13 protein-coding genes and 2 rRNA genes are annotated in these 13,016 nt (G+C 61.1%); 10 read left to right on the forward strand and 5 right to left on the reverse strand.

Features of this window, described 5'->3' with window-relative positions; translation table 11 throughout:
- The 5 genes from AC51GR_RS22885 to AC51GR_RS22905 form a co-directional block, all read left to right on the forward strand.
- A 23S ribosomal RNA gene (locus AC51GR_RS22885) occupies positions 1 to 1,172 on the forward strand; the annotation flags it as partial.
- A gap of 115 nt (positions 1,173 to 1,287) precedes the next feature.
- A 5S ribosomal RNA gene (gene rrf, locus AC51GR_RS22890) occupies positions 1,288 to 1,404 on the forward strand.
- Between the two features lie 136 nt (positions 1,405 to 1,540).
- Positions 1,541 to 2,728, forward strand: coding sequence for an ATP-grasp domain-containing protein (locus AC51GR_RS22895; RefSeq protein ID WP_496326960.1), 1,188 nt, complete (start codon positions 1,541 to 1,543; stop codon positions 2,726 to 2,728).
- 120 nt (positions 2,729 to 2,848) lie between these two features.
- Complete coding sequence (locus tag AC51GR_RS22900) at positions 2,849 to 3,319, forward strand: MarR family winged helix-turn-helix transcriptional regulator (protein ID WP_496326961.1); 471 nt, start codon at positions 2,849 to 2,851, stop codon at positions 3,317 to 3,319.
- The gene (locus AC51GR_RS22905; RefSeq protein WP_496327104.1) at positions 3,312 to 5,090 is read left to right on the forward strand and encodes an AMP-dependent synthetase/ligase; all 1,779 of its coding nucleotides are present in this window, start codon (positions 3,312 to 3,314) and stop codon (positions 5,088 to 5,090) included. Before AC51GR_RS22900 ends, AC51GR_RS22905 begins: the two co-directional genes overlap by 8 nt.
- A 56-nt stretch (positions 5,091 to 5,146) precedes the next feature.
- Here AC51GR_RS22905 and AC51GR_RS22910 read toward each other — a convergent pair whose 3' ends face one another.
- Entirely contained in the window at positions 5,147 to 5,812 is a 666-nt protein-coding gene (locus tag AC51GR_RS22910) for a TetR/AcrR family transcriptional regulator (RefSeq protein ID WP_496326962.1), read from the reverse strand.
- Positions 5,813 to 5,945: 133 nt separating this feature from the next.
- Here AC51GR_RS22910 and AC51GR_RS22915 point away from each other — a divergent pair, with 133 nt between their 5' ends.
- Complete coding sequence (locus AC51GR_RS22915) at positions 5,946 to 7,400, forward strand: cytochrome P450 (protein WP_496326963.1); 1,455 nt, start codon at positions 5,946 to 5,948, stop codon at positions 7,398 to 7,400.
- 145 nt (positions 7,401 to 7,545) lie between these two features.
- Complete coding sequence (locus AC51GR_RS22920) at positions 7,546 to 8,847, forward strand: TY-Chap domain-containing protein (RefSeq protein ID WP_496326964.1); 1,302 nt, start codon at positions 7,546 to 7,548, stop codon at positions 8,845 to 8,847.
- A gap of 549 nt (positions 8,848 to 9,396) precedes the next feature.
- On the opposite strand, the gene AC51GR_RS22925 is transcribed toward AC51GR_RS22920, so the two are convergent.
- A complete protein-coding gene (locus AC51GR_RS22925) occupies positions 9,397 to 9,621 on the reverse strand; it encodes a hypothetical protein (RefSeq protein WP_496326965.1) in 225 nt (74 codons plus the stop codon).
- A gap of 252 nt (positions 9,622 to 9,873) precedes the next feature.
- Here AC51GR_RS22925 and AC51GR_RS22930 point away from each other — a divergent pair, with 252 nt between their 5' ends.
- The 3 genes from AC51GR_RS22930 to AC51GR_RS22940 all read left to right on the forward strand — a co-directional run bounded on the left by AC51GR_RS22930 (position 9,874) and on the right by AC51GR_RS22940 (position 11,060).
- Positions 9,874 to 10,122 carry a hypothetical protein gene (locus tag AC51GR_RS22930; protein WP_496326966.1) on the forward strand — a complete coding sequence of 83 codons (249 nt, stop codon included), beginning with the start codon at positions 9,874 to 9,876 and terminating at the stop codon, positions 10,120 to 10,122.
- 309 nt (positions 10,123 to 10,431) lie between these two features.
- Positions 10,432 to 10,659 (forward strand): FitA-like ribbon-helix-helix domain-containing protein, encoded by a 228-nt coding sequence (locus tag AC51GR_RS22935; protein WP_496326967.1) that lies wholly within the window; start codon positions 10,432 to 10,434, stop codon positions 10,657 to 10,659.
- Positions 10,660 to 10,661: 2 nt separating this feature from the next.
- Entirely contained in the window at positions 10,662 to 11,060 is a 399-nt protein-coding gene (locus AC51GR_RS22940) for a type II toxin-antitoxin system VapC family toxin (protein WP_496326968.1), read from the forward strand.
- A 96-nt stretch (positions 11,061 to 11,156) separates the two neighbouring features.
- Here AC51GR_RS22940 and AC51GR_RS22945 read toward each other — a convergent pair whose 3' ends face one another.
- From AC51GR_RS22945 to AC51GR_RS22955, 3 genes are all read right to left on the reverse strand, one after another.
- A complete protein-coding gene (locus tag AC51GR_RS22945) occupies positions 11,157 to 11,501 on the reverse strand; it encodes a hypothetical protein (RefSeq protein WP_496326969.1) in 345 nt (114 codons plus the stop codon).
- 93 nt (positions 11,502 to 11,594) lie between these two features.
- Positions 11,595 to 12,056 (reverse strand): hypothetical protein, encoded by a 462-nt coding sequence (locus AC51GR_RS22950; protein ID WP_496326970.1) that lies wholly within the window; start codon positions 12,054 to 12,056, stop codon positions 11,595 to 11,597.
- 261 nt (positions 12,057 to 12,317) lie between these two features.
- On the reverse strand, positions 12,318 to 12,833 hold the full coding sequence (locus tag AC51GR_RS22955) for a hypothetical protein (RefSeq protein ID WP_496326971.1): 516 nt from the start codon (positions 12,831 to 12,833) through the stop codon (positions 12,318 to 12,320).
- Positions 12,834 to 13,016 lie beyond the last annotated feature (183 nt).

A 13,016-nucleotide genomic window follows, 5' to 3' on the forward strand; every position in this document is an offset into this window, starting at 1 on the left:
CTGAGCTGGGTGTGGTCGCAGAGACCAGAGAGAAGCGACTGTTTACTAAAAACACAGGTCCGTGCGAAGTCGTAAGACGATGTATACGGACTGACGCCTGCCCGGTGCTGGAAGGTTAAGAGGACCGGTTAATCACTTCGGTGGTGAAGCTGAGAATTTAAGCCCCAGTAAACGGCGGTGGTAACTATAACCATCCTAAGGTAGCGAAATTCCTTGTCGGGTAAGTTCCGACCTGCACGAATGGCGTAACGACTTCTCTGCTGTCTCAACCACAGACTCGGCGAAATTGCATTACGAGTAAAGATGCTCGTTACGCGCGGCAGGACGAAAAGACCCCGGGACCTTCACTATAGCTTGGTATTGTTGTTCGGTTCGGTTTGTGTAGGATAGGTGGGAGACTGTGATACATGCACGCCAGTGTGTGTGGAGTCGTTGTTGAAATACCACTCTGATCGTATTGGACATCTAACTTCGGACCATGATCTGGTTCAGGGACAGTGCCTGGTGGGTAGTTTAACTGGGGCGGTTGCCTCCTAAAATGTAACGGAGGCGCCCAAAGGTTCCCTCAGCCTGGTTGGCAATCAGGTGTTGAGTGTAAGTGCACAAGGGAGCTTGACTGTGAGACGTACATGTCGAGCAGGGACGAAAGTCGGGACTAGTGATCCGGCACCGGCAAGTGGAAGCGGTGTCGCTCAACGGATAAAAGGTACCCCGGGGATAACAGGCTGATCTTCCCCAAGAGTCCATATCGACGGGATGGTTTGGCACCTCGATGTCGGCTCGTCGCATCCTGGGGCTGGAGTAGGTCCCAAGGGTTGGGCTGTTCGCCCATTAAAGCGGCACGCGAGCTGGGTTTAGAACGTCGTGAGACAGTTCGGTCTCTATCCGCCGCGCGCGTAAGAAACTTGAGGAAACCTGTCCCTAGTACGAGAGGACCGGGACGGACGAACCTCTGGTGTGCCAGTTGTCCTACCAAGGGCACCGCTGGTTAGCTACGTTCGGAAGGGATAACCGCTGAAAGCATCTAAGCGGGAAGCCTGTTCCAAGATGAGGTTTCTCACCCTCTTAGCAGGGTTAAGGCCCCCTACAGACCATGGGGTAGATAGGCCAGAACTGGAAGCCCGGTAACGGGTGCAGGTGACTGGTACTAATCGGCCGAGGACTTACAACCAAAACAAACAAAGTTTGTCACGCATCCACTGTGCAATATCTGAAACAACACACAAACAAACAAATGATCAGCACTAATCATTGACTTGATTTGTGACGATGGTTGTTTCACATTGTTACGGCGGCTATAGCGGTAGGGAAACGCCCGGTCCCATTCCGAACCCGGAAGCTAAGCCTACCAGCGCCGATGGTACTGCACCCTAATCAGTGTGGGAGAGTAGGACACCGCCGAACACAATTTGCGAATACCCTGTATCCGATTCCAGCAATGGACTCGAATACAGGGTATTTTGCTATGTCCAGGCCATTTCTGAGGTCCTCGACGTTATCTGGGCACAGCCAGGGCGTCTGGTGCGTAGTATCCGACGATATGAGCACCCCTGAGCCTCGGCTGCTGGTGACCACGTCGCGCATGCCGTTCGCGGTCGATGAAATCCGCAAGCTGGGGGCGGCGGACAGGGACGTCACCGCTGCCGACACCTTCAGGGCGTCGCCCGGCAGTCATTCGCGGGGTGCAGCGCGGCACGTCCAGGTGCCGGCGCCAGTGCAGGACACCGCTGCGTTCATCGACGCGGTCGATGCTCTGATCGACAAGCACGAGATCAATTGGCTTCTCCCGATGTTCGAGGAAGTGTTCTACCTCGCCGCGCATCGTGACCGTTTTGAAGGTCGCGCCGAACTGTTCTTCCCGTCGTTCGAGACGTTGGCGAAGGTTCACGACAAAGTGAGCTTCAGTGGGATCTGTGAATCGTTGGGCCTACCGGTGGCGACGTCGATTGTCGCGACATCGAACAGTGAACTCGTCGAGGCGGTGACGCACTGGGACCACTGGTTCGCTCGGGCGGCCTTCGGACGAGGTGGACTTGATGTCATCACCAACTCCGGCCAGCTGGCCGGGGAAGGATCACTCGAGGACATCACGCCCACCCCCGAGGACCCGTGGCTGGTGCAGGAGTACCTACGCGGCGTCGACCGGTGCAGCTGGAGCGTGGTTCATCACGGCGAAGTGGTCTTGCACTCCTGCTACGAGCACGCACTCACCATCGACGGTCGCGGTGGCATCGTCTACGAGTCGGTGGACTCACCGGAATCATTGGAAGCTGCGCAAACCATTGCGCGCGAACTGGATTGGCACGGTCAGATCAGTTTCGACTACCTGATGACAGACGACGGCGTGCACCACATGGTCGAGTGCAACCCGCGCCCGACGGCGGGTTGTACAGTCGCAACGCCGGAGGAGTTCGATGCGGCACTGTTCGGCCCCAGGCCCGACTCCCCGGTCGTGGTCCCGGCCGGACGCAAGCGGGCGATCAAAGCTGCCGCGTTGCGCGATGCGCTGAAACATCCGACCCGTGCGCGTACCGATTTCGCCGCTGTCCGGGGCGCGGCTGATGTCTACGAACAGCCGCACGATCGACTACCGCTGTTGTATTCGGCGTTGTCGTTGCAGCATGTCCTGAAGTACCGCAAGACGTTGGGACTCAGCCGGAACAAGAAGGAAGAACTGATGGCAGCGCAGTTCTTTGATGTGTTGTGGAACGGTTCTGCGATCAATTGATCGGGTGCACGGCCCGTAGCGAAAACGCTGCGGGTCCGGCTCACGAGATCAGATCGGCAACCGGCGCGCTGACCGGCGGGCGACCGCCGTCCACTCTGCCCACAGCGTTATAGTTGCGTCATGCAACACGACAGAAGTGGGGCAGTCGCGCAGGTACACGAAGAACTCGTGTACCTGGTCCGTGAGGTGATGACGGGCGAACGCCCGGCCGAGGGATCGGCCACCTTTGCTCAGCACTCGGTTCTGTCGTACATCGCGCGTCACCCCGGTTGCCGGGCCACCGACATCTCGGATGCATTCGAGGTGCACCGCTCGACGGTGTCACGCCAACTTCGGCAATGCGTCGACGCCGGCTGGATCCTGGTGGCACCGGGTCCGGTGCGGCAGGGACACCCGCTCACCTTGACCGACCTGGGCAGCGACGTTCTCGCCGTCACCGACCGCGAGCGGCTCGAGCAAGTGCAGGACCGCGTCCAGGACTGGTCGACAAGCGACGTCGATGAGTTCGCAACCATGCTTCACCACTTCCGTTCCAAGACCACGCCCGTCCGCACGGGTACCGAGACACCCGGAGATGACCACAGTGCGTGAGTACACGGCTACAGCAAAGTTCACCATCGCCGACGACGACGCCCTGGTGCGAACGGTCTACCGGCACGCCGAGCAGACACCGGACCTGGTGCTGTTCTCCCGTCCCGACGGCGACACCTGGCGCGATGTCACCGCCACCGATTTCGCCGAACTGGTGACCGGCGTCGCGAAGGGACTCATCGCGCGCGGCGTGCAACCGGGGGACCGGGTGGCATTGCTGTCGGCCACCCGCTTCGAGTGGTCCCTCTTCGACTTCGCCATCTGGGCGGCCGGGGCGGTGTCGGTCCCGATCTACGACTCCTCCTCGTTGGATCAGATCCGGTGGATCGTCGAGGATTCCGGTGCGGTGCTGGCGATCGGGGAATCTGCCGTACACACAGCGGCGTTCGCGACCGTCGGTGTCGACGCCCTGGCCATCGATGAGGGTGCGGTCGACACCCTGATCGCCGCCGGCCGCGAGCAGAGTGAGAGCAGCGTCCAGGAGCGCATCGCACAGATCCGCGCCGACGACCTCGCGTCCCTGGTGTACACCTCCGGGACCACCGGTCGCCCGAAAGGCTGTCAGCTCACACATCGGAACTTCCTGTCCGAGGTCCGGGGCATCCTGACGGCCAGCATCGGTACGGTCGCCATCCCCGGCAATCGCATGCTGACGTTCCTGCCGCTGGCGCATGTCCTGGCCCGCGCGGTGTCGCTGGCGATGTTCGAGGCGGGTGGGACGCAGGCGCACTGGTCGGACTTCAGCACCATCGTCGGACAGTTTTCGCGGTTCAAGCCGCACGTCATCCTCGGCGTACCGCGGGTATTCGAAAAGGTCCGTGACTCCGCCGCACAATCCGCAGCCAAGGGTGGTGCGGCCAAGAAGGCGATCTTCGATTTTGCCGAGAACACCGCGGTGCGCTACAGCGAGGCGCTCGACACGGGTAAGCCGTCGTTGTCGCTGCGGTTGCAGCACAAGGTGGCAGATCGGCTGGTGTACTCGAAACTGAAGTCAGCGCTCGGTGGTGAATGCTGGTTGGCCATCTCAGGTGGCGGTGCGCTGATGCCGCGGCTGGGTCATTTCTTCCGCGGTGTGGGTGTGCCGATCTACGAGGGCTACGGCCTGACCGAGTCCACCGCGGCGCACTGCGTGAATGTGCCAGGGGCACAACGGATCGGCAGTGTCGGGCAACCGATGGGCGGCAACAGCGTACGCATCGCCGAGGACGGTGAGATCGAGCTGGCCGGCGGCGTCATCTTCGACGGCTACTGGCACAACGACCAAGCCACCGCCGACGCCTTCGACGACGGCTGGTTCCGCACCGGCGACCTCGGTGCCCTCGACGACGACGGATTCCTGACCATCACCGGCCGCAAGAAGGACCTACTGGTCACCGCCGGCGGCAAGAACGTGTCTCCGGGTCCCCTCGAGGATCGGATGCGCTCGCATCCGCTGGTCTCGCAGGCCGTGGTGGTCGGCGACGGCCGACCGTTCATCGCTGCGTTGCTGACGGTGGACGCGGACGTGCTCGGGCACTGGGGTGCCGAGAACGGCAAGGCCGACGGAGCCACGGCCGCCGAACTCCGCGACGACCCGGAATTGATTGCGGCACTACAACTCGCTGTCGATGACGCGAACTCGACCGTCTCCCATTCGGAGGCCGTCAAGAAGTTCACGATCCTCGTCCGGGACCTGACCGAAGAACATGGCGAGCTCACCGCCACGCTGAAGATCAAACGAAACGTGGTCTCCGAGCGGTTCTCCGCCGAGATCGACGCGCTGTATCGCTGATTGGCGGCCGAGTGACACTGTGGTGGCAAAGGGCCGATCGGCCGGATCATGTCAGGTCAGTGCGGATCTTTGTCGATTCTCGATCGTGCGAGATCTGCCGCGCCTTGGCCCAGTAGCAACCACAGCCCGGTGATGTCGTCGATCAACTGCTCGCGGCTCACCTCTAGATCGTCGTTCACCCACGACAGGATGGTTTGAGCGGTACCGCCGATGACAAAGGCCGGACCGGTCGCAGCCAAGGAGTCGCGTTCGAGTTCCACGTCGTGGACGTGTCGGGCGTGTTCGGTCAGCACCATGGTCAAGCCGGCGATGGCAGCGCTACGTTTGCCCTCCTTGTCTACCGTCGTCGGGACGCCGCCGAGGAGGACCAGCGCTTTTCGCCGGTCCGCTCCCAGCACGTCGACAACGGCTTCCACGGCGGCCCGGGCCTGGTCCTCGAGCGATGATCCCACTGTCGCGAGATGGCTGTTGATGGCGGCGGTGCCGACTTCGGTCGCCACCTCATCGATGGTTGCATCGGCCACCTGATCGAGGTCGGCGAAGCTCTCGTAGAAGTACCGCTTGTTCAATTGCGCTTCGGAGCAGAGGCCGGCGACCGTCGTCGACCGCCAGCGGTTTTCCGCCATGGCGCTCAGGGCCACATCCAGGAGACGGGATCGTCGCTTCGCCACGCGCGCGGACGTGGTCGCACCCGCGTAACTGCGCTCGCCGACATTCGTCACGGGGCCAAGTCTTCCATCTCCACGATTCCGTACCCCTGACGGTGCTCAGATTGGTACCGTTCTGTGCCAGAAGACGAAGCCGGACGATTGCATATCGACTGGAGGATCCTATGACCGAACGGACGCAGACGCCATGACGATGTCGCTGGTGCCGTCGAGAGCGACGATGACCGATACGTTCCAACAGGTCGCGGCGCGCGCGGCGTCCCTGTATCCGTCATCGGTGCAGCCACTTGCCGTTCCGCCGCCGGGTTCTGGACTGCGGCCGGTGATGGGTAACTACGGATTGCCGGTGCTCGGGCACGTGTTCGAAAGCGTCGCGGAGCCTTTGGGATTCGCGCGCCGACGCTATCGCGAATTCGGCCCGGTGTCCTGGACCGGTGCACTCGGATTCAAGATGGCCACCGTGACGGGTCCAGATGCCCTGCAGGAAGTGTGGCTGGACAAGAAGAAGGTCTTCTCGAGCGAAATCGGTTGGCAGCCCATCATCGGCCCGTTCTTTCACCGGGGATTGATGCTTCTCGACTTCGACGAGCACCTCTATCACCGGCGAATCATGCAGCAGGCCTTCACCCGGCCGCGACTCGATGGGTATCTAGCGCTGAGCCGCCCGCTGGTCTCAGAGACGTTGTCCACCTGGACAGTTGGTGACAAGGTTCCGCTGTACGACCGAACGAAAGAGCTGCTGCTGGAGTTGGCGAGTCAGGTGTTCATCGGCGAATCACCCGATGGCGCAACGGCCCGCAAGCTCTCGCATGCCTTCGACGATGCCGTCGTGGGAGGGCAAGCCCTGATCCGACGTGACGGTGTGCCCGGACGGTGGGCACGCGGACTGCGCGGCCGACGATACCTGGAGAACTACTTCCGCACCGCGATACCAGGGCGACGTGACAGTGCCGGTGACGATCTGTTCACCGTGCTGTGCCAGTCGCAGACCGACGAGGGAAGCACCTTCACCGACGAAGACATCACCAACCACATGATCTTCCTGCTGATGGCGGCCCACGACACCAGCACCATCGCGCTGTCGATGCTGATGTATCACCTCGGCAAGGACCAGCCTCTGCAGAGGCGGCTACGCGAGGAAGTGCAGTCGCTCCCGGATGAGGCGTCGATGGACGACCTCAACTCTGCACCCCTGCTCGACGCGGCCTTCAAGGAGTCGCTGCGAATGTACGCGCCGGCCGGGACCCTGTTCCGGCAGGCCACCGATGACACCAGCATTCTGGATTACTTCATTCCGGCCGGTACCGAGATTGCATTGAGCGTACACACCTCGATGCGTCTGGATACCTGGTGGGATCGGCCAGATGAGTTCGACCCCAGTCACTTTGACGATCCAGCCGTTCTCGAGCAGATGCATCGCTACGCCTGGTCGCCCTTCGGTGCCGGGGCACACAAGTGCATCGGAATGTACTTCGCCGGTTCGACCGTCAAAGCCATCCTGCATCGTATGCTGCTGGACTTCGAATGGTCGGTGCCCGCGTCCTACACCCCGCTGATGACCTGGGGGACCGGCCCGACACCGGCCGACGGTTTGCCGGTGCGGCTTCGGCGGCGCCGAGTCGCGCACCCACCTGCCGTCTGATCGATCAGAGTCGAGCCTTGCTGGGCTGGCCCGTGTTACTGGGCTTCGTGCAGGTCAGCGATTGGTCAACCCGCGTTGTCGTAGGTGCGTTCTACCGTGTGCCACGGGGTCATCACCGATGACCAACGGCGCTGGGGAGGGCACCATGGCACGACCAAGTTTCGGTAGGTTTGACGACTTTGATGACGACGATGGCTACGGCGACAACCTCGGTACCGAGAGCAGCGTAGAAGCCGATTGGAGCGCACTTGGCAGTCGGCTGGGTGCACAACTCCGACCGCTCCGTCGCGAGGAGATCGTCGAGGTGGGGCGTACCGACCAGCCTCCGGGCTACCAGCCGTTGTTGAAGTTCACAGTGACCGGGTCGGGGCGTGTGAGATGCGCGATCGACGGGATGCCTCGTGCGAATTTCGCTGATGCTGACAGCTTTTCGGCGTTGCTGGCTCTGTGTGACGCCGTGATCAGACTCGGCTGGCGACAGTTGCGCAGTGGCGCATACATCAACGAGGCCAGCAAACGCGATCTCGACAAGCTCTTGGAGGCTGTCGTACGGTTGCTGCGTGATGAGTTCGAGGTAGAGCATCCTCTCTTCGTCATTGTCCGGAACCCGATTGGATCTCGGCCTCAACCGTCGCGGCCCACTGAGTTATCGGCGCGGAGGATCGGTGATGCAGAGACAGCGTCGCCATCCCTCGGGACGGTTCCACGTGACATGGCACATTTGCGCGAGATGACTCACAAGATCCTGACGGCTCGCTTCGGCGACCGGGTTCAGCTTGAGCAGAACGTCATTGGATTCAGCACCGATGTTGGCCTACATACGAATATCCTGGTCTCGCCGCAGGCGCTGCGTCTTGAGTTCTGCACGGTGTTGTCCCATCAGATCCCGGACATGGACCTACTCGGTGCGGTGATCGCCGAACACTCGTCGCGCTGGCCCGATGTTTCCATCGTCGTCACCAAAGGTCACGTGTTCGCGGTGCGCGCCATGGAGGCCGCGGTCTTCTCTCAAGCCAACTTGCTGGCAGCTCTGGCGGCCTGGCAAGAGTTCTGCAGTGACGGCGCAATCGACATCATCGAGCAACTACAACCTGACCCGTTGGATGACTTCGAATGCTCGCTGTTCAACGAGGTTCCGGAACGGTTGATCGACATGGTCGACCGGTACTCCCGCGGTGATCGATCAGGCCTGACACCGGACGAGATCGCACGCGGGTGCAGAGGCAACACCCCAATGCTGCGCCGGTACGCGCGTATCTGTTCCGACCAGATCGAACGAATGAACCTAGTGGAATTCGCTTCTCGGTCACGAGGAGGAGGTCCAGAAGCTGTTGCGGGATTTCGACGCGAGCGTGAGGCCATCGAGCAGTTCCTGCCGGCACTCGTAGCGGCGATAACCCTTGCTGCACAATATAATGGCGAGCGGGAGGCGGGGCGGTGGAGTTGAGGGGAATCACTGCTAAGTCACGTTTCGGCGTGGCTGGTTCTTCGCAAGAGGGCTGGATCGGGCCGGAACTTGCGCATGAGAAATGGCGTCGTCGTAAGTGACTCCGAAGAGCCACGATCATCTGCTCAGTTTGGGTCGAGCGAACCAACCACTTAGACATCCATGCGCCGGGCCGTTGACCGTCGGTGATGAGCAGGTAGAGTTCGACGGACAAGTCAGAACAGCGGTTCTGATCGGCGCTGTGGGGTGCTAGTGGGTCTCAGTTTGGTGTGGATCCTGAGCTCATGCTCAGAACTGCTGTAAAGCTGGCGGTGTGGCATGCGGATAGCGTGGAATTGTTTAAGGCGGGGCATGCGCGGCTCGGTGTATCCATCGAGTCTGGGTGGGCCGGGAGGTCAGGAGATGCGCTCTCAGTTGTCTTGGACAGTGGCGTAAAACTGCCGGGGATTTGACCAGCGCATCTCTCCGCAGAGGGGTTATCCGGGCCCCAGCAGGGTTCAGCCCAGTCGTAGGAACTGAGCTCGGGGTCGCCGGGCGATCCGTCAAAAGTCAAGATTGTCGAGATTCAGGAGTGAAGTCGAAAAGATCAGGATTTATGCGGCTGTGGGGATCGTCGATGCTGTGGGCGATACCAGTGGCATACGTGGTTTGTGCGGCGGGCTTTACCATTGCAATGGCGATCGGTCTCTTGAATGACAACTCTGCCGATTCGCTTCCGGACTTTTTGGGATCGATTCTCGTAGGCTTCTTCATATGGGGCACGATAATTTTCATCGGCACGTGTTACCTGCTGGTTCCACTGATCGGACTGGTCATTGCTGGGGTGCGATATTTTCTAGCTGCACGACCTTCGCGTCTACGAACGCGGCGACCGTGAGCGGCGCGCTATCAGCTGCCATTGTTCCCCCCTGGACTGCGCCCCACGGCCAGGTTTCACCGCTTCAGAGATTGCATCTGTTGTGTTCAAGAAGGATGGCGTGACTCACGCGACGTGGTAGGTCAGCTGGGGTCAAGGGGGTACATGCAGTGACAGCACGCGAGGTGGCACGAGTTACCTGCGGTCTCGTGCTCGGATTCGTATCTTTCGGTCTCGTGTACCTCAGCATCTTCATGATTCCGGTTCTGTGGGTTGCGGCTCCGCTCGTTGCCGGTCTCGCCTGTGTAGCGCTCGGGTGTTACGGGTACCGGGTGTTCGATGGAGAGTGGGCAGCGGTGGCATACGGTGGCGCAGGATTCGTGGGAGCTGCAGTCTTCGTCCTTCTCTATTTCTGGTGAGACTTGGGCGTAGGGCAAGGTTTACAGGCCGGCTAAGTCTCGATCCCTGTGGTTGGTGTCGTGATCACGACGAGCTGTTCGCTTGTGCTTGTGCGGACGCGGACGATGTCGCTGGTGCCGTCGAGAGCGACGTCGACCGATAATTTTCAACAGGCCGCGGCGCGGGCGGCGTCTCTGTATCCGTCGTCGGTGCAACCACTTGCGGTTCCTCCCGCGGGTTCGGGACTGCGGCCGGTGCTGGGCAACTACGGGTTGCCGGTCTAGTCGCAGGCGGTTGCCGAAGTCACGATGTGGCGCCATGATGGCGCCATGACGAGTGTGCAGATCAAGGATGTGCCGGAGGATGTTCATGCGATCCTTCGGCGTCGCGCCGCTGCGGCTCATCAGTCGCTGCAGGAGTACTTGCTCAGGCACTTGATCGACGAAGCCTCTCGTCCGACTGTCCAAGAGGTCATGGAACGGGCCGGGCAACGTGCAGGTGGGTCGGCAAGTTTTGACGATTCGGTCGGGCTGTTGCAGTCCGAGCGTGGCGAGTAGTCGTGATCGTTGTCGGCGCCAGTGTTCTGGTCACGGCGTTGGCGGACGACAACGTTGACGGTGTACGGGCCCGGTCACGACTGGCGCAGGAGGTCCTGGCGGCGCCGCAGATCCTCGACCTGGAGGTGGTGTCGGTACTGCGTCGACTCACACAGGCGAAGAAAGTGAACCAACAACGTGCGGAAATGGCGCTCGCCGATCTGATCGATCTTCCGATCCGGCGCAGTGACCATATGCCGCTCCTGAGGCGTTGTTGGCAGCTTCGCGAGAATCTCACGACGTACGACGCTGCCTATGTTGCCTTGGCCGAGGCTCTGGACGTGATTCTGGTGACCGCCGACAGACGCCTCGCGGAGGCTCCGGGCATCCGCTGTGCTGTCGAGGTGCTCGGGACGGGGTAGCAGTTGCGGTCTATCCATCGAGTTGAGTGACAGGCCGCGTGGCTTTCAAACATTCTCCGACTCAGGGCAATCCGGCCCGGATGAACTCGGTGGAGTTCAGCCTCGACGAGCGCCTTCAGCGGGTGCATGTACCGCGAGTCGGTCGATCTGCTCGTGCTTCTTGATGAGGTCCAACCACACCGACCGATCGGACAGCGTCAGTGCGTTTGCCTGCTTCCAGGACCTCCACGGGTCGCCAATGGTGTTGAGGTTGAACAAGACCGCGTCGGTGGGGCCGGTGGACAGGGCCTCAGTCAACTCGCCGGACAGGGGCGGCCAGTCGTCGCCGGCGTCGTCATACAGCCGCTCAACGGTGCTCGACGATGGCCACTGCCGAAATATCTCGATGAGTGCGGCGTCGGGGAGTTCTGCAGTGACGGAGCGATCGACATCATCGAGCAACTCCACTCCGACGTGGAGAATGTGTTTGAATGCTCCTTGGTTCGTTGCTCCACCCCACGGCCGGATTTACATCACGGCCTCCTGCGTCGTACGTCAGGGTTCGTCGATTGTGCATGGGGTGCTGGAGAATACGGAGAAGTAGACGCTATCGGGCAGCTCTCTCGCTGAGATACCAATTCTGACGCCGCGGTCGTCTTTGTAGACTTTCTCCTCTGGGTACAACGACATTGGACCTCGCGGTTGAAGTCGATAGCCAGATTCGGCGAGAGCCTCGATACGATCGACGGCTTCCGCGATCTGCTCGGGGCGCGCCAGAAGCTCAGATGCCCGGACGCTCCAGGGAGGGCCCTCCCCGATAGCGTTCTTGTGGTAATTGCTGCACGGGGTCAGCGAGGCGTTCTGAGGTGCAATGGCGGTGGTGCCGGGGAAGATCAACCGAACGTTGTCGGTGACGATGGTGCGGGCCTCGGCTTCGGATGTAATTGACGCGTCGCTCTCTGCGTCATTCTCGTCGGCAGACGAGCAACCTGTCAGCAGGAGCACGGTGGCGACCAAGCATAGTCTGGCCGAGCTGTACTTCAGTCGGCGCAGCCTGCTCTCATTCGACAACGCGGAAGTCCCCGCTTCAAGTCGGCGGAATGCGCTGTAGCATCGTATCTTTCGGTCGGCTGGCGTGGTCATTCTGCGCGCCACTGGAGGCCGCAGATCAGCTCCTGCCGCAGCCGGGCAGGCGCGTGCCGGCTCAATACCATCGTTTCCTCAGATTGTTGCTCGACCTCACGGCCGTGATTGACACCACGGTCCCTGCGTCGTACGTCACGGTTCGTCAATAGTGCAGGGGGTGCTGGAGAAGACGGAGAAATAGACGCTGTCGGGGAGCTTGGTAGCCGTGATGCCTATCGTGACGCCGCGCTTGTCTTCGTAGGCCTTCTCTTCTGGGAGTGTCGGCAGTGGTCCATGCGGCCGAAGGCGATAGCCCGATTCAGCGAGAGCGTCAAGACGTCGGATCGCTTCTGAGACCTGGTCCGGTCCAGTCAGCGATTGAGATGCTTCGGCGCCCCACGGTGGACGCTCCCCGATGGCGTTCTTGTGGTAGTTGCCGCAGGGCGTCAATGTGGCATTCTGCGGCGTGATGGTCGCGATTCCCGGGAACATCAACCTAACGTTGTCGGTCACGATGGTGCGGGCCTCAGCTTCCGATTCGATTGCGGTCTTGTTGGCCTCGTTGCCATGGGATTGTGAACAGCCTGCAGATAGCGCGGCAGTGACAATCGCGAAAACTGTTATCGAAAGGCCGCGGCGCAGTTGCGAGGTGATGGTGTTACGTGACATCGATTGTCGGTCCCAACTCTGGATTGTCGGTCACGCGGGGGGCGGGCGATGAGATAGTTCACGGACACGAGGTCCGCAACGTGCTCAACCGGCTGTCCATCGCGCGTTGTCCATTGCGCGTTGGACTTGGTCAAGCGCGCCGTCGAGGTTCGCTGCGTTGGCGACGGAAGTGGTGGCTGCTTT

The organism is Williamsia sp. z71 (assembly GCF_059553375.1).